The sequence below is a fragment of the Stenotrophomonas sp. YJH_SMC_131 genome (assembly GCF_059367975.1).
Genome location: NZ_JCAFRJ010000006.1, coordinates 247,620 through 266,456, shown reverse-complemented (window position 1 = coordinate 266,456; position 18,837 = coordinate 247,620). Strand labels below are relative to the sequence as shown.

At 66.7% G+C, this 18,837-nt stretch carries 20 protein-coding genes; 7 read left to right on the top strand and 13 right to left on the bottom strand.

The annotated features are described in order from the left end of the window. Window positions 1-157: 157 nt before the first annotated feature. The 3 genes from AC5P56_RS14590 to grxD form a co-directional block, all read right to left on the bottom strand. Window positions 158-3,358: a TonB-dependent receptor gene (locus AC5P56_RS14590; protein WP_049442246.1), complete on the bottom strand. Its 3,201-nt coding sequence runs from the start codon at window positions 3,356-3,358 to the stop codon at window positions 158-160. A gap of 251 nt (window positions 3,359-3,609) precedes the next feature. Then, window positions 3,610-4,386 (bottom strand): SDR family NAD(P)-dependent oxidoreductase, encoded by a 777-nt coding sequence (locus AC5P56_RS14585; RefSeq protein ID WP_053494946.1) that lies wholly within the window; start codon window positions 4,384-4,386, stop codon window positions 3,610-3,612. Further along, the gene (gene grxD / locus AC5P56_RS14580; RefSeq protein ID WP_005415957.1) at window positions 4,383-4,703 is read right to left on the bottom strand and encodes a Grx4 family monothiol glutaredoxin; all 321 of its coding nucleotides are present in this window, start codon (window positions 4,701-4,703) and stop codon (window positions 4,383-4,385) included. Before grxD ends, AC5P56_RS14585 begins: the two co-directional genes overlap by 4 nt. 120 nt (window positions 4,704-4,823) lie before the next feature. On the opposite strand from grxD, the gene AC5P56_RS14575 reads away from it, so the two are divergent. Then, complete coding sequence (locus AC5P56_RS14575) at window positions 4,824-5,402, top strand: superoxide dismutase (protein WP_049408054.1); 579 nt, start codon at window positions 4,824-4,826, stop codon at window positions 5,400-5,402. Window positions 5,403-5,477: 75 nt separating this feature from the next. Here AC5P56_RS14575 and AC5P56_RS14570 read toward each other — a convergent pair whose 3' ends face one another. The 3 genes from AC5P56_RS14570 to purE all read right to left on the bottom strand — a co-directional run bounded on the left by AC5P56_RS14570 (window position 5,478) and on the right by purE (window position 7,593). Further along, window positions 5,478-5,819 (bottom strand): carboxymuconolactone decarboxylase family protein, encoded by a 342-nt coding sequence (locus AC5P56_RS14570; RefSeq protein WP_004152082.1) that lies wholly within the window; start codon window positions 5,817-5,819, stop codon window positions 5,478-5,480. Window positions 5,820-5,944: 125 nt separating this feature from the next. Continuing rightward, the gene (locus AC5P56_RS14565; RefSeq protein ID WP_241884905.1) at window positions 5,945-7,093 is read right to left on the bottom strand and encodes a 5-(carboxyamino)imidazole ribonucleotide synthase; all 1,149 of its coding nucleotides are present in this window, start codon (window positions 7,091-7,093) and stop codon (window positions 5,945-5,947) included. Next, window positions 7,090-7,593: a 5-(carboxyamino)imidazole ribonucleotide mutase gene (gene purE / locus AC5P56_RS14560; protein ID WP_005412808.1), complete on the bottom strand. Its 504-nt coding sequence runs from the start codon at window positions 7,591-7,593 to the stop codon at window positions 7,090-7,092. Before purE ends, AC5P56_RS14565 begins: the two co-directional genes overlap by 4 nt. A 58-nt stretch (window positions 7,594-7,651) precedes the next feature. On the opposite strand from purE, the gene AC5P56_RS14555 reads away from it, so the two are divergent. From AC5P56_RS14555 to AC5P56_RS14540, 4 genes are all read left to right on the top strand, one after another. Next, window positions 7,652-7,921 (top strand): Trm112 family protein, encoded by a 270-nt coding sequence (locus AC5P56_RS14555; protein WP_014036599.1) that lies wholly within the window; start codon window positions 7,652-7,654, stop codon window positions 7,919-7,921. After that, window positions 7,918-8,769 (top strand): carboxylating nicotinate-nucleotide diphosphorylase, encoded by an 852-nt coding sequence (gene nadC, locus AC5P56_RS14550; protein WP_014646586.1) that lies wholly within the window; start codon window positions 7,918-7,920, stop codon window positions 8,767-8,769. The genes AC5P56_RS14555 and nadC overlap by 4 nt, the downstream gene beginning before the upstream one ends. A gap of 180 nt (window positions 8,770-8,949) precedes the next feature. Then, the gene (locus tag AC5P56_RS14545) at window positions 8,950-9,951 is read left to right on the top strand and encodes a DUF2272 domain-containing protein (RefSeq protein WP_495231762.1); all 1,002 of its coding nucleotides are present in this window, start codon (window positions 8,950-8,952) and stop codon (window positions 9,949-9,951) included. 67 nt (window positions 9,952-10,018) lie between these two features. Further along, the gene (locus tag AC5P56_RS14540) at window positions 10,019-10,369 is read left to right on the top strand and encodes a DUF3301 domain-containing protein (protein ID WP_005415950.1); all 351 of its coding nucleotides are present in this window, start codon (window positions 10,019-10,021) and stop codon (window positions 10,367-10,369) included. A gap of 104 nt (window positions 10,370-10,473) precedes the next feature. On the opposite strand, the gene AC5P56_RS14535 is transcribed toward AC5P56_RS14540, so the two are convergent. The 7 genes from AC5P56_RS14535 to AC5P56_RS14505 all read right to left on the bottom strand — a co-directional run bounded on the left by AC5P56_RS14535 (window position 10,474) and on the right by AC5P56_RS14505 (window position 16,522). Further along, the gene (locus tag AC5P56_RS14535; RefSeq protein ID WP_014646584.1) at window positions 10,474-10,926 is read right to left on the bottom strand and encodes a ClpXP protease specificity-enhancing factor; all 453 of its coding nucleotides are present in this window, start codon (window positions 10,924-10,926) and stop codon (window positions 10,474-10,476) included. An 84-nt stretch (window positions 10,927-11,010) separates the two neighbouring features. Then, window positions 11,011-11,646: a glutathione S-transferase N-terminal domain-containing protein gene (locus AC5P56_RS14530; protein ID WP_005408842.1), complete on the bottom strand. Its 636-nt coding sequence runs from the start codon at window positions 11,644-11,646 to the stop codon at window positions 11,011-11,013. A gap of 134 nt (window positions 11,647-11,780) precedes the next feature. Beyond that, complete coding sequence (locus AC5P56_RS14525) at window positions 11,781-12,530, bottom strand: cytochrome c1 (RefSeq protein WP_288494498.1); 750 nt, start codon at window positions 12,528-12,530, stop codon at window positions 11,781-11,783. After that, window positions 12,523-13,782, bottom strand: coding sequence for a cytochrome b (locus AC5P56_RS14520; protein WP_014646581.1), 1,260 nt, complete (start codon window positions 13,780-13,782; stop codon window positions 12,523-12,525). Before AC5P56_RS14520 ends, AC5P56_RS14525 begins: the two co-directional genes overlap by 8 nt. Continuing rightward, on the bottom strand, window positions 13,782-14,402 hold the full coding sequence (gene petA, locus AC5P56_RS14515; RefSeq protein WP_004151998.1) for a ubiquinol-cytochrome c reductase iron-sulfur subunit: 621 nt from the start codon (window positions 14,400-14,402) through the stop codon (window positions 13,782-13,784). Before petA ends, AC5P56_RS14520 begins: the two co-directional genes overlap by 1 nt. A gap of 199 nt (window positions 14,403-14,601) precedes the next feature. Continuing rightward, on the bottom strand, window positions 14,602-15,507 hold the full coding sequence (locus AC5P56_RS14510; RefSeq protein ID WP_046429799.1) for a lytic transglycosylase domain-containing protein: 906 nt from the start codon (window positions 15,505-15,507) through the stop codon (window positions 14,602-14,604). A 46-nt stretch (window positions 15,508-15,553) separates the two neighbouring features. Continuing rightward, window positions 15,554-16,522, bottom strand: a complete 969-nt coding sequence (locus AC5P56_RS14505; RefSeq protein ID WP_014646579.1) for a helix-turn-helix transcriptional regulator — start codon at window positions 16,520-16,522, stop codon at window positions 15,554-15,556. Window positions 16,523-16,602: 80 nt separating this feature from the next. Between AC5P56_RS14505 and AC5P56_RS14500 the strand changes: the two genes are divergently transcribed. Beyond that, window positions 16,603-17,220 (top strand): glutathione S-transferase family protein, encoded by a 618-nt coding sequence (locus tag AC5P56_RS14500; RefSeq protein ID WP_014646578.1) that lies wholly within the window; start codon window positions 16,603-16,605, stop codon window positions 17,218-17,220. 187 nt (window positions 17,221-17,407) lie between these two features. Next, on the top strand, window positions 17,408-18,826 hold the full coding sequence (gene miaB / locus AC5P56_RS14495) for a tRNA (N6-isopentenyl adenosine(37)-C2)-methylthiotransferase MiaB (protein WP_014646577.1): 1,419 nt from the start codon (window positions 17,408-17,410) through the stop codon (window positions 18,824-18,826). Window positions 18,827-18,837 lie beyond the last annotated feature (11 nt).

Sequence of the window (18,837 nt, the reverse complement as noted above, 5' to 3'; positions counted from 1 at the left end):
CGCGTTCGCCTGTCCGGGACCGCCTGGGCGGCGTTGACGCCGCGCACATTTCCAGATGCTACGCCGTTGCCCAGCGCCCCGCAAGGACTTTCGCCTGAACGGGAAACGGCCGGGTTTCCCCGGCCGTTTCCGTTTACAGCAGCGCTACGTCAGTGCATCAGAACTGGTAGCGGAAGCCCAGCTGCAGCGACCACTGCGAGACACCGACGTCGAAGCCGTCAGCATCGGAGTTGGCGACGCTCGGCAGGTCCGCGCCACGGTAGTTGTAGACGTACTTGCCGTTGTACAGGCCCTGCAGGCTGGCAACACGAGCGTTGGCGTAGAAGCCGTAGTCGTAGATGTTGCCCCACTTCTTGTTGAGCATGTTGCCGACGTTCTGGATGTCCAGCCAGATCTCCGACTTGTGGCCCTTCATGAAGCCCGGCAGCTGCTGGCTGATACGGATGTCGAAGGTGTTGATCCAGCCGGTACGGAACTGGTTGGCCGGAGCCACCTGGCCTTCGTACTTGGCCAGCTGCGGGTTGGCCGCCAGCCAGTCGAAGAACGACTTCTCCATCGCCGCATCGGCGGTGAACTTGCCGTTGTTGGACAGGGTACCGAACAGGACCTCGCCGCGACGCGGCACGTAGAACAGGTCGTTGCCCGAACGGCCGTCGCCGTTGGCGTCGTTCACATAGATGTAGCTGTACGGGCGGCCGCTGCGGCCTTCGTACACCAGACCCACCTTGGTCTCGTAGTCGCCGAAGAACTTGTGCTTCCAGTTCAGCGAGCCCGACAGGCGGTCTCGGATCTGGTAGCGCGAGGTGTTCAGCATTTCCTCGTTGGCATTGAAGGCATACTGGTAGCCCCAGCCCGAGCTGGCGGTGGAGCTGGTCAGGCTACCCACTTCCTTGGCATCGGTGTAGGTGTAGCCCAGGTTCCAGGACCAGTCGCTGCTCGCGCTCCACGGCTTGCTCAGCGAGACGGTGAACTGCGAGGTGCGGCCCTGATCGGTGTTGTCGATCAGGTAGACGTTGTTGAAGCCCTGTGCGGCGTAACCATTACGCGCATCGTTGGTGCCCCACGCCCTGCCGTCAGCCGAAGGCACGTAGTAGTTCACGCGACCATCGGCACCGACCTGACGGCCCTTGCCCAGGTTCAGGTGCTGGTAGTACAGGCCATCCTTGACCTTGGTGACCAGCAGCTCGGCCGAGGCGACCATGCCGTACCAAGGCAGCTCGTGATCGAAGGCCAGGTTGGCCTTGTACAGCGACGGCAGCTTGAAGTCGCGGCCGACGAAGTTGACGTTCTGCAGCGCGCTGCCCGGAGTGGTCGGGACCGGCTGGTTGTCCTTGTCCGGATTGAACTTCTGGCCGTTGTAGCGGCTGATGTTGTACGAGTCGTAGTTGAAGCCGGTGGTGGAGTAGCTGTTGCTGATCCACACCTGCGGTGCATCACCCTGGAACAGGCCGATGCCGCCGCGCAGCTGTGTCGGGCGCTCGGTGTCGAAGGTGTAGTTGAAGCCGAAGCGCGGCTGGATCAGGAACTTGCTCGGGAACACCGCACTATTGTCATAACCGAAGACAGTCTGCGCCTTCTGGTTGTACGCCGGCGCCGGGCTCACCTTCGGTCGGTCGCCACGCAGACCCATGGTCAGGGTCAGGTTGCTGTTGACGTACCAGGTGTCCTGCACGAACAGGGCCAGGTTGCTGTACTTGTAGTCAGCCGCGATCGAGTTCGCGCTCTTTTCCTTGTTCAGCTGGTAGGTCTGCCACTGCCCCTTGGCGAAATTGTCCAGGCCATAGAAGGTGTAAGCACCCCACGAACCAGCGCCATAGTAGTTGTAGACATCGTTGGTGTCGTACGAACCACCGAACTTCAGGTCGTGGTCACCCAAGGTCAGCGTACCGGCGGCGTAGTAGTTCCACGCCTTGGTTTCCAGCACGTTGTTCTGCGAGTTGGTCTCGGTACCCAGGAACAGCGAGTCGCCTTCCGGCGTGGTCACATCGCCACCGCGCGGGAAGTAGATGCGGATGCTCGGGGCATTGGTCGGCACCTCGCGGACGGCCGAGTACTCGCGGTACGAAGCCTTCAACTCGGTCGAGAAGGTGTCGGTCCAGTCGCTGAAGACCTGGGCGACGTAGCTCTCGTTGGTCTTGACGTGCTGGTACCAGTAAGAACTCAGCGAAGCCTGCGAGGTCGAGCCCATGCCGTTGATGCGCAGCTTGCTCTGCTCGAGCTTGCTGTAACGGATGTTGGCGCGGTGGTTCTCGTTGATGTTCCAGTCGAGCTTCAGCGCGTACTCTTCCAGATCCGTGTTGCCGTTGCTTTCGATACCGCCGGCATCGAAGCCATAACCCTTGGCGATTTCCTGGGCACGGGTCACGTCAGCCATGCTGTAGTCGGCATTGGCCTTGCCCAGCGCGGTGCTGGACAGGTCGGCGCCCGGCGCGGACTGCTTGAACTTCTCGTAGTTGGCGAAGAAGAACAGCTTGTCCTTGACGATCGGGCCGCCCAGGGTCATGCCGTAGGTCTTTTCGTCGTTGAAGCCGTTGAACTTCTTGCCTTCCGGGTTCTTGCCGAACCAGTCACCGTCACGGTAGGTGCCGTACACCGAACCGTGGAATTCATTGGTACCGGACTTGGTCACCGCATTGACGGTGGCACCGGCAGCGCCAGCGATGCTGACGTCGTAGTTGGACAGGTTGATGTCCAGCGCTTCGATGGCCTCCATCGCGACCGGCTGGCGGCGGGTCGGCATGTTGTTGCCTTCCAGGCCGAAGGTGTCGCTGGCCGAGACGCCGTCGATGTTGATCGAGTTGTAGCGCGGGTTCTGGCCACCGGCCGAGATCGAGCCCGAGGCGCGGTCGATGAAGGTCACGCGCGGATCCAGGCGCATCAGATCCTGGATGTTGCCGCCGATGGACGGCGCAATCTCGATCTGCTCCTGGCTGATGTTGGTGCCCGAGCCCATCTTGGTGGCGCTGAACACTTCCGAGCCGCCGCCGACGGCGGTGACCTGCACGGTGTCCAGGTTGGTGGCCTTGGCCACGTCACCGGTCAGGATGGCATTGATGGTGCCGGTCTGGTTCACGCCCAGGTAGACACCATCTTCGGTCTTGGTGCCTTCACCCGGCTTGGTGATGGTGATGGTATAGGGACCACCCACGCGCAGGCCGCGCGCGTTGTAGCGACCCGCCGCGTCGGTGGTAGCGCGCGAAACCGTGCCCGACTCGGTGTGGGTGATGGTGACTTCAGCACCGGCGACGGGCTGGCCGCCGCTGGTCACGACCTGGCCGCCGACACCGGCAGTGGTGGTCTGGGCGAAGGCGGGAGCGGCAGCAAGTGCAGCCACGAGACCAAGGGTAAGCTTGGACATCCGGAGTGGGTGGGTCATTTTTCGGTAGCCTCGATGCGAGTTGGCGATGGCGGAAAAAAAAGCGCATCCAAACAGCCCTGCGGGTGGCTGGTCGGAGAGTTATCTGGGGTTCCCTACCGCTTGGCTGAAGGCAGCCATAACGGTTAACACTAGATTAACACGCTACGCCATCAATGTGACGGTTGTGCGACAAACGGCACCGGTTCGCAACGCAATCGTGACGGGTTCTTCACTCCGCCTTCCCCCGGGGCTCACTCGCGGGGAACTGCCCCGCTGGCATCGAGAATCGTCCCCCGCCAGGCATGGCCGGCCGGGGACAACAGGATGACGGCCGCAGCGGCGGCCGCTTCGGGCCCTTGCGCAGCCGGGTCCTGATCGACGGAATAGGCGCGGGCGCGCAGGGCCGTGCGCAGGGGCCCCGGGTACAGGCCACTGACCCGGACCGGGCTGCGGCCCAGCTCATCGTGCAGGCTCGCGATCAGGCCACGCAGGCCGTGCTGGGCCACGCCATACCCGCCCCAGTAGGCCTGCCCCACCCGTTCGGGGGCATCGACCGCGAACACCAGGGCAGCATCCTCGCGCTGCCGCAGCAGCGGCAGGCAGGCCTGGGCCAGCCAGGCCGGGGCGGTCAGGGTGACATGGACCGCACGGGCGAAACTGGCCGGGTCGGCCAGCTCGAACGGGGTCAGGCCGGGGAAATGCGCGGCGCAGACCAGCAGGCCATCCAGCCGCCCCAGCTCACGCTGCAGGGCCTGGGCCAGTTCGGCATAGTCATCGGGGCCGGCACCCTCCAGGTCCATCGGGTACAGCAGGGGTTCCGGGCCGACCGCCTGGACCTGGGCATAGACCCGGTCCAGCCGGCGCGGCTTGCGCCCCAGCAGGACCACGGTAGCCCCGGCCGCCGCAGCGGCAATCGCCGCCGCACTGCCCAGCCCGCCGCCGGCACCGGCAACCAGCACCACGCGGTCCTGCAACGGGCGGCCATCGAGCGCCCCGTCAGTCGGTGACGTCGACGGCCAGGCACTCATCCCTGGGTCGCCTCTTCGACGATGCGCTTGAGTTCGCCGGATTCAAACAGTTCCATGACGATGTCGCAGCCGCCGATCAACTCGCCGTTGATGAACAGCTGCGGGAAGGTCGGCAGGTTGGAGAAGCGCGGCAGGTTGGCGCGGATCTCCGGTTCTTCGAGCACGTTGACGGTGCGCAGGGTGACGGCGCCGGCAGCCATCAACGCCTGCACGGCGCGGCTGGAAAAGCCGCACATCGGGTACTGCGGGGTGCCCTTCATGAACAGCACGAGCGGGTAACGATCGACCTCGGCCTGGATTTGCTGCATCACCGCCACAACCACACTCCTTGCTTCGCCGGACAACCCGACCGTGATGGTCGGCTAGACTGCCCACGGTAGCCGCCATTGTAAGCGGATGGAACAGGCTGCCGCCGTCCCCTGGCCACGAACCTGCACATGCCCGTCGAATTGCCCGCCCTGCCCTACCTCTCCGGCTCCCTGCAGCCCCACCTGTCCGCGCAGACCGTGGAACTGCATCACGGCCGCCACCACCGCGCCTATGTCGACGCGGTCAACGCCGGCACCCTCGGCACCGAGTGGGAGGAGGCGTCGCTGGAAGAGATCGTGCGCCATGCCCAGGGCACGCTGTTCGATGCGGCCGCCCAGGCCTGGAACCACGGCTTCTACTGGCAGTGCCTGCGCCCGCGCGGCGGCGGCGAACCGCAGGGCCGGCTGGGCGAGCTGGTCAAGCGCCAGTTCGGTGACGCGCAGCGCCTGCGCGAGGAATTCAACCGCGCTGCACTGGGCCTGTTCGGCTCGGGCTGGGTGTGGCTGGTGCAGCACCCGGGCGGCCAGCTGGGCATCCAGGCCACCCGCAACGCCGGCACGCCCCTGACCGGCGACAGCACCCCGCTGCTGTGCTGCGACGTGTGGGAGCACGCGTACTACACCGACTACCAGAATGACCGCGCGCGTTACCTGGACGCGTTCTGGCAGATGGTCAACTGGGAATTCGCCGAGAGCCAGCTGCGCTGACCCCCTGTAGAGCCGAGCCCATGCTCGGCTGGCCGGACAGCAGCCGAGCATGGGCTCGGCTCTACAGATGAAGCTTCATGCGCTCTCGTGCGCGGCCACCGCATCCATCACCCGCGCCGAGTACACCAGCGCGGCGCCGGCGTTGAGCGAGACCGCCACGCCCAGCGCCTCGGCGATTTCCTCGCGGCTGGCGCCATGCTTCAGCGCCGCGTCCACGTGCACGGTGATGCAGCCGTCACAACGGGTGGTCACCGCCACCGCCAGCGCGATCAGCTCCCGGGTCTTGGCATCCAGGTGGTTGGTCTGGGCACCGGCATTGGCCAGGGTGGCGTAGCCCTTGACCGTATCCGGCGAGAGCTTGCCGATCTCGCCGATGCGGCCCTTCAGTTCCTTGCGGTAGGCATTCCAGTCGAGCATGGTCGTGACTCCTGTGAAAGGAGCTCCACGCTACCACCGGGAATGTTGCGCCGATGGCTGCACCGGTGCGCCACACCGTTGCAGCCATACAGGGGTCTGCCGGCAGCACGCCGGCACGCCCGCGTTCAGCGGTTGCGCAGCGCGTGCACCGCCGGTGCCACCTGGGCCTGGCGGTCCAGTTCCAGGCCCACCTGGTCCAACGCGTCGGCCAGTGCTGCGGCATCGTCATCGCGCAACGTGGCATGGCCGACCTTGCGGCCTTCGCGCGACTCCTTGCCATAGTCATGCCAGTGGCCACTGGCCTGGGCCAGCACCGGCAACGGGTCGGGCATCCGGCCCAGCCAATTCAGCATGCAGGCATGGCCGAGCATGCGGGTGCTGCCCAGCGGCAGGCCCAGCACGGCGCGCAGGTGGTTCTCGAACTGCGAGGTCTCGCTGCCTTCGATGGTCCAGTGCCCGGAGTTGTGCACGCGTGGCGCCATCTCGTTGGCCAGCAGCTCGCCATCGCGGCAGAACAGTTCCAGCGCGAACACGCCGACGTACTGCAGGTGTTCGGCGACACGGCGTGCATAGCCGATGGCTGCCTGCTGCTCGGCGGCGGACAGCACGGCCGGGGCCACGCTGGCCGACAGCACACCGTCGACATGCCAGTTGCCGGTGATCGGCCAGGCTTCGAAACTGCCATCGCGGCCACGCACGGCCACCACGCTGACCTCGCGCTGGAAGGCCACGAAGCCCTCCAGGATCAGTCCGGTGCGCTCGACCTGTGCACCCAGCGCATCCCAGGCGGCATCAATGTCGGCTTCGCTGCGCAGGCGGAACTGGCCCTTGCCGTCGTAGCCCAGGCGGCGGGTCTTGAGGATGCACGGCAGGCCGAATTCGGCGGCCTTCGCCGCCAGCTCGTCGCGGCTGCGGATATCAGCGAAGGCCGGCAGCGGGATGCCCAGCTGCTGGAACAGGGTCTTCTCGCTCAACCGGTCCTGGGCCACCGCCAGCGCGGCCGGCGGCGGGTAGACCGGCACGCGGTCGGCCAGGAACTGTGCACTGTCGGCGGGCACATTCTCGAAATCGAAGGTGACCACATCGACCTTGGCAGCGAAGTCCGCCAGCGCCTGGCGGTCGTCGAAGGCACCGACGGTGAGCGGCGCCAGCGGGCCGCTGCAGGCGTCGGCCGCCGGGTCATACAGTTCGAAGCGCAGCCCCAGCGGCGCACCGGCCAGGACCATCATGCGGGCGAGCTGGCCGCCGCCCAGGATGCCGACGGTCAGGCTCATTGGCGCGGATCGTCGTGGGCCATCACGTCTTCGGTCTGGCGTGCACGGAAGGCGTCGAGCGCCTGGCCGATCGCCGGCTGGTCGCTGGCCAGCATCGCGGCGGCGAACAGCGCCGCGTTGGACGCGCCGGCATTGCCGATGGCGAAGGTGGCGACCGGGATACCGGCCGGCATCTGCACGATCGACAGCAGCGAATCCATGCCGTTGAGGGCCTTGGACTGCACCGGCACGCCCAGCACCGGCACGGCGGTCTTGGCGGCGATCATGCCTGGCAGGTGGGCGGCCCCGCCGGCACCGGCGATGATCGCGCGCAGGCCACGCGGGCCCGCCTGCTCGGCGTAACTGAACAACACATCCGGCGTCCGATGCGCGGACACCACCTTCACTTCGAACGGAACACCCAGGGCTTCAAGCTTCTGGGCGGCGTGCTGCATGGTTTCCCAGTCGGAACGGGAACCCATGACGATGCCGACAAGCGGCGCGATCGGGTTGGGGGTCATTGGCCGTCACCTGCCTTAAAGACGTATTCTAGCCATCTTCCACGCAAGACGAAGAACCATGGATCGCAAGCTGCTCGACCTGCTGGTGTCGCCTGACACCCGCCAGCCCCTGTCCCTGCTGGATGGCAAGGGCCTGGAAGCCCTCAACAAGGCCATTTCCGCCGGCGCGGTGAACAAGGCCGATGGCAACCCGCTGGCGCAGCCGCTGCGCGAAGCGCTGGTCACCCGCGACCGCAAGCAGGTCTTCCGCGTCGACGACGGCATCCCGGTGCTGCTGGCCGAGGAAGCCATCCCGACCGCCCAGATCGCCGATTTCCCGACCGCATGAGCACGCTGCCGACGCCGGATGCGGCCGTTGTCGCCGCCGATGTCGCGCGTGCACTGGCCGAGGACCTGGGCAGCGGTGATGTCACCGCCGCCCTGCTGCCCGACCAGGCCGACAGCGCCTACCTGCTGTGCAAGCAGGACGGGGTGATCGCCGGCCGCCCCTGGTTCGACGCCACCCACCGCGCGCTCGACCCGGACGTACGCATCGAATGGCAGGTTTCCGACGGCGACGCGGTCACCGCAGGCACCGTGCTGGCCCTGCTGCATGGGCGCAGCCGCAGCCTGGTCAGCGCCGAACGCACCTCGCTCAACTTCCTGCAGACGCTGTCCGGTACGGCAACCACCACCGCCCGCTACGTGGCGGCGGTGGCCGGTACCGGCACGCGCATCCTCGACACCCGCAAGACCCTGCCCGGCCTGCGCCTGGCGCAGAAGTACGCGGTGCGCTGCGGCGGTGGCGAGAACCATCGTTTCGGCCTGTACGACACGGTGATGCTGAAGGAAAACCACATCCGCGCTGCCGGTTCACTGGCCGACGCCGTGGCGGGCGCACGCCGGCAGTGGCCTGCGCTGCCGCTGGTGGTCGAGGTCGAGGATCTGGCGCAGCTGCGCCAGGCGCTCGACGCTGGTTGCGAACGCATCCTGCTGGACGACTTCAGCCCCGACCTGCGCCGCGAGGCGGTACGCATCACGGCCGGCCGCATTCCGCTGGAAGTGTCCGGCAGCGTCGGCCTGGGTGGCCTGCGCTCGATCGCCGAGGATGGCGTCGACTGCATCTCCATCGGCGGCCTGACCAAGCACGTGCAGGCCATCGATCTGTCGTTGAAGCTCGGCCCACCGCCGGGCTGAGGCCTGCAGGACTTGTAGAGCCGAGCCTACGCTCGGCTGCTTGTCGATTTGCGGCACGCCCTGCGCGCGCTTCGCGCGATGACCCGAGCATGGGCTCGGCTCTACACGACCCGGGACGCCTTCACGGCTCGGCTACGGCCGCCTCTGCGACGCTGCCGGCATCCCCCACAGGAGCCGCGCATGCGCCGGATGCTCTTGCCTGCCTGTCTGCTGCTGGCCGCGGCCCCCCTGTCCGCAGCGGCGGCCGAAGCCTGCGATGTGCCACCGCGTTTCGGCCTGAGCCCATTGGCGGTGGCCATCCGCAATACTGCCTGCAATGAACACCGGCTCTGGTTCCGGCCTTTCATCGATCGCGATGGCCGCGCGGCGAGCCTGAGTGTCACCGAGGCCGAGAACGAACATCTGGCCGACAACGGGCTGATTGCCTGGCAGCGCGTGGCCGGCTACTGGCGCAACAGCGGCACGCTCAACGCGATGGGCAGCATCGCCGGCGCCAGCAGCTGTCTGGCACCACTGGGCACGCGCTACACCGACAGCGACTGCCGCACCTTCCTGATCGACAACCCGTGGTCGGCCGCGTTCATTTCCTGGGTGATGGTGCAGTCCGGCGTCCCCGGCTTCAACGCGTCGCCACGCCACATCGACTACATCCGTGCCGCGTACCAGGGCGGACCCTCGGGCGTGCCGTACCGGCTGGTCGATCCCGCGACCGCAAAGCCCGCACCGGGCGACCTGCTGTGCTTCCTGCGCGATCGCAGCACCACGCTCAGCTACAGTGGGCTGGTGCAGGCACTGGGCAACGGTTCGGTGGGCCACTGGAAATCACATTGCGAAGTAGTGGTGGCCGCCAACCTGGGGGGCGACCAGACCCTGTACCTGGTGGGCGGCAACGTGATGAACACGGTGGCGATGCGACTGCTGCCGCTGGACCGCACCGGGTTGATCAAGCTGCCGCCGGCGCGCGAACGCAACAGCACCGGCATCGAGCCCAGCTGCACGCCGGGCCGCGAGGACGAATGCAGCTTCAACCGCCAGGACTGGGCAGCGCTGCTGCAGCTGACGGCGACCGCGCCATTGGTGATGCCTTCGCCCTCCGCCGCGCCGATGCAGACGGTGCCGGCGACGGCGCCGTCTAACGTGCCCGCATCACCGATGTCCAGCGAACCGCAGCCACAGCGGTGAGTGCAGCGCTTGATCCAGCGCGCGTTCGCCGCCATCTTTGCGGGATCGACCTCTGACGGCTGACGCCATGCCCACCCTGCTGTTGTTGCTGATTGCCGGCGGAATCATCTATTTCTTCTGGAATGCGGCGCGTTCGGCCGCCGAGCGCGCGGTCGAGCTGGGCCGCAATGCCTGCCGCGCTGCCGACGTGCAGTGGCTGGATCAGGCGGTACATGCCACCGGCCTGCGACTGTCGCGTGGCGAGGACGGACGGCTCGGTTTCGAGCGCACCTTCAAGTTCGAGTATTCCTACGATGGCATCGATCGCCACGTGGGCCGCATGGTGCTGCGCGGCGACCAGCTGATCTCGTTCACCGGCCCCGGTGCCGCGCGGATCAGCCAGATCCGGCCGGATGTGGAGGATGCCGAGGATGTGTAAGAACTGAAGGTGTGCCGACCAACGGTCGGCACCCACACAATTCCGGCACCCACCGGTAAAACCTGCAAAGGAAGACGCCGCCCATCGGGGCGGCGTCGGAATGGTTACTTGACCACGCGCAGGTTCGGGCGGCCCTTGGGCGGCGGACTGGCCGGTGGCGTATCGTCCGGCGGCGTGCCGTCCTCGTGCAGCAGTTCGTCACTGGTCGGCGCGGTCTCGCTGCCCGGAATGTCATCCGGCAGCGCCATGCCCTGCCCGGTCTCGCGGGCATAGACCGCCAGCACGGCGCTGATCGGTACCTGCACCGGGTAGCTGGTGCCGGAGAAGCGGGCCGAGAAGCTCACCATTTCGTTGTCGATCATCAGCCGCACGACGGCGCGTTCGGCGATGTTGAGCACGACCCGGCCATCCTTGACCGCCGAAGGCGGCACCTGCACGCCGGGGACGCCGGCGTCGACCAGGATGTGCGGGGTCAGCTGGTTGTCGTTGATCCATTCCACCAGCGCCCGCAGCAGGTACGGGCGGTGGCTGGTCATGTGGAAGAAGTCTTCGGTCATGCGTGAAGTGTACGCGCCCGGCGCCCCGCCGGGGCGGATCGCCTGCACGCCGGTCGGCGTGCAGACGGGTTACGCAAGGTCGGATCAGACCGGCAGATCGCGCAGCTTCTTTTCCTGGTCGGTCAGGCTGCGGACGAAACCCGGGTGACGGAAGATGCGGTTGCCATAGTCCTCGATCGCCTTGCCGTCCTTCGGCAGCGGCACGTCCAGCGACTGCAGGCGCCAGATGATCGGTGCCATTGCACAGTCGGCCAGGCTCATTTCCGGATTGAGGAAGAACTTGCTGGCCTTGAACAGCGGCAGCGAGGCGGTCAGCAGTTCCTTCAGGCGCTTGCGGCCGGCCTCGGCCTGGGTCTTGTTGCCCAGCTGGATGGCCTGCACCTGCGGTACCCAGTCGTGCTCGATGCGCAGCATGGCCAGGCGGATACGCGCACGCGAGAGCGGATCGACCGGCATCAGCGGAGGATGCGGGTAGCGTTCGTCCAGGTATTCGCTGACCACCGACGCGGCGTACAGCACCAGCTCGCGCTCGACCAGGGTCGGCACCGAGTGGTACGGATTGAGATCGATCAGGTCTTCAGGCGGGTTCTGCGGATCGACCGGGACAAAGTCGAAGGTGACCCCCTTGGCCGCCAGCACCAGGCGTACCCGGTGGCACAGTACGTCGTCGTTCGAGGAAAACAGCGTCAGTGTATTGCGCATGCGTACGCTCGCCGCCATCAAAGGCTCTCCCACGACAGGAGACCGCCTGCCGCATCGGCGCCGCCGGCACCGTGCCAGCGGTCGACTCCACCCCGAGTGTGCAACCGACCATCACAAAAGCCAATAGGCCCGGGCGATGGCCGGCGGCAGAATCAGTGGACGTCCTTCCAGTATTCCTTCTTCAGCAGGTACAGCAGGAACGTCAGCAGGGCCAGGAACAGGATCACCCATACGCCCAGCTGCTGCCGCTTGAGCGCGGCCGGTTCACCGGCGTATTCGAGGAAGTTGGTGATGTCCCGAACGGCCTGATCGTACTGGCCGGCATCGACCGACCCGGGCGTTTCGATTTTCAGGCCGGTCACCGGCGGGTCCATGCCAGGCGCTTCCGCCTTGCCGTGCATCGCATGCTGCAGGCCCTGCATCTCCCACAGCGGGTTGGGCATGGAGGCATTGGCGAACAGCGCGTTGTTCCAGCCCAGCGGGCGGCTGCTGTCCAGATAGAACGACTTGAGATAGGTGTAGACCCAGTCACTGCCCCGCACGCGCGAGATCAGGCTGAGATCGGGCGGCATCTTGCCGAACCACTTCTCCGCGTTCTCCTTGGGCATCGCCACCGGGATCGGGTCGCCGATCGCCGAGCCGGTGAAGTTGAGGTTGTTCATCACCTCTTCCTCGGTCAGGCCGAGGTCCTGCGCCATCCGCGAATAGCGCAGGTACTTCAATGCGTGGCAGCCGGAGCAGTAGTTCATGTACAGCTGCGCGCCGCGCTGCAGCGAGGCGCGGTCACCGAGGTCGTTGCCGGCCTGCAGCAGCGGGGTGCCGCCTTCGGCGGCGGAGGCCAGGAAACTGCCCAGCATCAGGGTGGCCGCCAGGGCCAGCCGGACCATCCAGCGCTCAGTCATGCGTGGTCACCCTCTCCGGTACCGGCTTGGTCCTGTCCAACCTTGTCCATAGCGGCATGGTGATGAAGAACGCGAAGTACAGGAAGGTCAACACCCGCCCGATGTAGGTCTCGTGCACATCGGTGCCCGGGCCGGAACCAATCACGCCCAGCCACACGAAGCACACCGCCAGCACGCCCAGCATCACCTTCGAGATCCAGCCGCGGTAGCGCACCGATTTCACCTTCGCCTTGTCCAGCCACGGCACCAGGAACAGGATCGCGATGGCCGAGAACATCACCAGCACGCCGCCCAGCTTGTTCGGCACCACGCGCAACATCGCGTAGTACGGCGTGTAGTACCAGACCGGCTTGATGTGTTCCGGGGTCACCAGGCGGTTGGCTTCGGTGAAGTTGTCGTGCTCCAGGAACAGGCCGCCGAAACCGGGGGCGAAGAAGATGATGAAGGCGGCGATGATCAGCAGGAAGCCGGCACCGACGCCATCCTTGAGCGTGTAGTACGGATGGAACGGAATGCCGTCGGCCGGGGCGTTCGGCGACCAGCGGTTGCCCTTGGGCCCCTTCTTGATCTCCACGCCATCGGGGTTGTTCGACCCCACCTCGTGCAGCGCGCCCAGGTGCAGCACCACCAGCAACAGCAGCACCAGCGGCAGTGCGATGACGTGCAGCGCGAAGAAGCGGTTGAGCGTGGCGTCACTTGGCAGGTAGTCGCCCATGATCCACTCGGTCAGGCCGTTGCCGATCACCGGTATCGCGCCGAACAGCGAAATGATCACCTTGGCGCCCCAGAACGACATCTGCCCCCACGGCAGCACGTAGCCCATGAAGGCTTCGGCCATCAGCACCAGGTAGATCAGCATGCCCAGGATCCACACCAGCTCGCGCGGCTTCTGGTAACTGCCGTACAGCAGGCCGCGGAACATGTGCAGGTAGACCACGATGAAGAACAGCGAGGCCCCGGTGGAGTGCATGTAGCGGATCAGCCAGCCCCACTCCACATCACGCATGATGTATTCGATGGAGCCGAACGCCTCGGCGGCGTTGGTCTTGTAGTGCATCGTCAGGAAGATGCCGGTGACGATCTGGTTGACCAGCACCAGCAGCGCCAGCGAACCGAAGTAGTACCAGATGTTGAAGTTCTTCGGCGCGTAGTACTCGGTGACATGCTTGCGGTAGACCGGCATCAGGCCCGGCGCGCGGGCATTGACCCAGTCGGCCACGCCGCTGGCGGTACGAGCGAGGATATTGGCCATCAGGCTGCCCCCTGCGGATCGACACCGATGATGATGGTGTTGTCGTCCTGGTAATGGTGCGCGGGCACCTTCAGGTTGATCGGCGCCGGCACGTCCTTGAAGACGCGGCCGGACATGTCGAAGCGCGACTTGTGGCAGGGGCAGAAGTAGCCGCCCTTCCACTGCGGGTCATAGGGTTCAGGCCGGATCTCGGCGACCATTTCCGGCGAACAGCCCAGGTGCGTGCACAGGCCGACCAGCACGGAAATGTCCGGCTTGATCGAGCGCAGCTCGGGGTTCTGCTTCAGCACGTAGTCCGGCTGCTGGTCCTTCTCGCCGGACTCGGGGTCCTTGAGGCGGCCATCGAGCCCGTGCAGTGCATCGAGGATCGCCTTGGACCGCTTGACGATCCAGATCGGCTGGCCACGCCATTCCACGATCAGGCGTTGGCCTTCCTGCAGGGCGCTGATGTCGGCCACCACCGGTGCGCCGGCAAGCTTGGCACGGGCACTGGGGTTCCAGGATTTGATGAAAGGAACAGCGGTGAATCCGACGCCGACGGCGCCCACCACGGCTGTGGTGGCAGAAAGAAAACGCCGACGTCCGGTGTTGACTGGATCGTGTACCCCATCGTTGGCCATCCGGCACTCCGATATTGATTAGGTAGCTTTAAGGCTGCCAGCGGATCCGGTGGGGGCCAGAGCCGCATTGAATCATGGGCGAGTGTAGCGGAACCGTCGAGCGCCACACAACGCATTGCAACAACATTGATTACGGGGCTGCCAGCCAGTGGCCGGTCGGTACCGGCCATTGCCCAAGGTTGCCGGCCAGCGGCCGGCACTACTGGTGCGTCAATGCGGTGCGGTAACGCTCGGCCAGCTGCCCGACCCGGCGCACGTAGTACTGGGTCTCGCTGTAGGGCGGCACGCCACCGTGGCGGTCAACCGCGCCTTCGCCCGCGTTGTAGCCAGCCGCGGCCAGGGTCAGGTCGCCATTGAAACGCTTCAACAACCACGCAAGATACTGCACGCCACCGCGGATGTTCTGCCCGGCATCGTAGGAATCGCTGACTCCGAAACGGGCCGCGGTTGGCGGCATCAGCTGCATCAGGCCCTGCGCGCCGGCGCGGCTGAGCGCGGTCGGGTTGTAGGCCGACTCGGCGTGGATGATGGCGCGCACCACGGCTTCGTCGACGCCGAACTCGCGCGCGGCCGAGCTGATCTCGGTCTGGAACGCGGTGGTGTTCAACCGCACCGAACCGAAGTCCACGCGCGGGTTGACGCCACAGGCGTAGCAGCGCTCCATGAAACTGTAGCGGATGGTGCGCACCGGGCCGAGGTTGGCGACCTGGGTCGGGCGCGCACTGGTGTAGTGGCGCACGCCGTCCTTCATGAAGGAATAGACCTGGCCGCTGACCATGCGCCCGCTGCGCGAGGCGACCGGGGGCGCGGGTACGGCGGCTGGCGCAGCCGCCGGCGCCGCAGTGCTGGCCGCCACCGCCACCGGGTTGCGCTCGATGCTGGCCACGGTGGTCGGCGCCGGCTTCGGCGCGGCCACCACCGGGCGCGGTGCCGGGCGGAGGTCGCGGCTGTAGCTGATGGCGCTGCAGCGGGCCCCGGCCAGGCGCTTGCTGACATAGCTGGTGACCCCGTCGGCGCCCTGGCACTTGAACAGGGTGCCCGCGCTGGCCGGCGCAGCGGTCAGCGCAGCGATGATGATCGCCGTTGTCCCCAGTATCCCCTTCATGCCGGCGAGTGTCCCAGCTTCGCCGGGGCTTGCCAAGCGACGCGGCTCAGCCTGTGACCGGCGGCACAGCCAGCACCTGCCCCAATCCGGCCAGGCGCTGTGCCAGTTCATCGCGCAGGCCCGGCGGCGTGGTCCACACCGCCACCGGCACCCGGTCCAGGCTGAGGATCTGCGCCAGCATCATGCCGCGGCTCTCGGCGCCCATGCGCAGCAGGCAATGGTCGGGCCCATCGTCCTCCAGCACACCACACCAGGGCGGGATGCGGCCTTCCAGCTCGGCGCGGCTGCCGGCCAGGCGGACGATGGCCTGCAGGGCGAACGGGGCCTGGCTGACCGCCTGCCGCACCATCACATCCGGCGGTGCGGGCGTACGGCGGTGCATGCCCGGCTCGGCGCATTCGCGCACCGCGCCCATCCGGTCCACGCGCAGGGTGCGCCAGTCCTGCCGGCCCAGGTCCCAGGCCAGCAGGTACCAGCGCCGCCCGTAGTTGACCAGGTGCTGCGCCTCGACCTCGCGCTGGGTCACCGCTTCCTGGGCACTGCGGTATTCGAAGGCCAGCCGTGACGCCTGCCGGCAGTGCTGGGCCAGCTGCCCAAGCAGGCGTGCGTCGGTGGACGGAAGGTCGGACAGGGTGGCGGTGGCGGCATGCACCTCGCCGGCCTGCTGGCGGCGACGGGTCGGCACCAGCGGATCGAGCTTGGACAACAGGCCGCGCGCGGTGTCGTCGATGCCGGCGACGGTCGCAGAGGCCGCGCGCAGGGCGATGGCCAGGGTAGTCGCCTCCTCCTCGTCCAGCAGCATCGGCAGCACCGGCGCCCCTGCCCCCAGCTGGTAGCCGCCGCCAACCCCGGACGAGGCCCGGACCGGATAACCCAGCTCGCGCAGGCGCTCGACGTCACGGCGGATGCTGCGCCGGTCCACGCCCATGCGCTCGGCGAGCTCGGCCCCGGACCACTGGCGACGGGCCTGCAGCAGGGCGATCAGGCGCAGCAGTCGATGGGCGGTATGGCGCATGAAGGATCGAGGACAGAAGTCGTCCGCAATAGTGCCCCAGGATGGCCTCCAGTTCACCACCCACCGCAAGGAGCAATGCCATGAATTCACGCCAGATCACCCTGTACCACGCCGCCCGTTCCCGCTCGAGCGGCGCCGTGGCCCTGCTCGAAGCACTGGGTGCCGACTACCGCATGCAGGTGCTGGACCTGAAGGCGGGCGCCAACCTGGCCCCGGCCTACCTGGCCATCAACCCGATGGGCAAGGTGCCGGCGATCGTCCACAACGGTGCGCTGGTGACCGAGCAGGTGGCGATCTATCTGTACCTGGCCGACCTGTATCCGGAGGCCGGCCTGGCACCGCCGATCGGCGACGCCCTGCGCGGGCCCTACCTGCGCTGGATGGCCTTCTATGGCGCCTGTTTCGAGCCGGCGATGATCGACAAGGCGATGCACCGCGAGCCGCCGCCGCGCCTGATGTCGCCGTACAACGACGCCGAGACCGTGCTGCAGGTGATCGAGGCCCAGCTGGCGCAGGGCCCCTACCTGCTCGGCGAGACGATGAGCGCCGCCGACGTGCTGTGGGGCAATGCGCTGGCCTGGACCACGGCCTTCGGCCTGGTGCAGCCCGCGCCGGCCACGGCCGATTACATCGCACGGATGAGCGCGATGACCGCCTTCGACCGTTCGCGGCAGATCGATGCGGAGCTGGCGGCGTAAGCAGCGGCCCCTTGTAGAGCCGAGCCCACGCTCGGCTGCTCCTCCGCCTTGCAAAGGCAGCCGAGCACGGGCTCGGCTCTACAGTGATGGCCACGCTGGGCATGGGCTCGGTTGCACGGGCGCGGCGGCTGGCGTGGGATGCGGGTAGAATTGCCCGCTTTCCCGCCACCCGAATGGATTAAGCGCCATGACCGGGACGCCAGACGTCTTTCCGCCCACCACACCGGGCGGTACCCCGCTCGTTGCCCTGCCCGCTGGTCCGCGCAAGCCCGACCAGGTGAAAGGCAAGCTGTACATCAAGACCCACGGTTGCCAGATGAACGAGTACGACTCGGCCAAGATGGCCGACGTGCTTGCCGCCAGCGATGGCCTGGAACTGACCGACAGCCCGGACGACGCCGACGTCATCCTGGTCAACACCTGCTCCATCCGCGAGAAGGCGCAGGAGAAGGTGTTCAGCCAGCTGGGCGTGTGGAAGGGCCTGAAGAACAAGGGCCGCGAAGTCATCATCGGCGTCGGCGGCTGCGTCGCCTCGCAGGAAGGCGAAGCGATCATCAAGCGCGCGCCGTTCGTCGACCTGGTGTTCGGCCCGCAGACCCTGCACCGGCTGCCGGAGCTGATCCGTGCACGTCGCGAGCAGAAGCGCCCGCAGGTCGACATCAGCTTCCCCGAGATCGAGAAGTTCGATCGCCTGCCCGAGCCGCGCGCCGAAGGTCCCTCGGCATTCGTGTCGATCATGGAAGGCTGTTCCAAGTACTGTTCGTTCTGCGTGGTGCCCTACACCCGCGGCACCGAAGTCAGCCGCCCGTTCGAGGATGTGGTGGTGGAGGTGGCGCAGCTGGCCGCACAGGGCGTGCGCGAGATCAACCTGCTCGGGCAGAACGTCAACGCGTATCGCGGGCCGTACGGTGACGGCGAGTTCGCCGACCTCGGCCTGCTGATCCGCACCATCGCCGAGATCGATGGCGTCGGCCGCATCCGCTTCACCACCTCGCATCCGCTGGAGTTCAGCGATTCGCTGATCGATGCGTTCCGTGACGTGCCACAGCTGGCCAACTTCCTGCACCTGCCGGTACAGGCCGGCAGCGACCGCGTGCTGTCGGCGATGAAACGCGGCTACACCGCGCTGGAGTTCAAGTCGAAGATCCGCAAGCTGCGGGCGGTGCGCCCGGACATCTCGATCAGCTCGGACTTCATCGTCGGCTTCCCCGGCGAGACCGACGCCGATTTCGAGAAGACCATGAAGCTGATCGAGGACATCGGCTTCGACCACAGCTTCTCCTTCATCTATTCGCGCCGCCCCGGCACGCCGGCCGCGGACCTGGAGGACACGATCAGCGATGCCGAGAAGCACGCGCGCCTGTCGCGCCTGCAGGAGCGCATCAATGCGCATGCCGCCGGCATTTCCGAGAAGATGGTCGGCACCGTGCAGACCGTGCTGGTGGAAGGGCCCTCGCGCAAGAACCCGAACGAGCTGACCGGCAAGACCGAGAACATGCGTTCGGTGAACTTCCCGGCGCCGGCGCGCCTGATCGGCCAGTTCGTGGATGTGGTGATCACCGAAGCGCTGACCAATTCGCTGCGCGCGCGGGTGGTGGCGGAATGAATTTTCGGGTC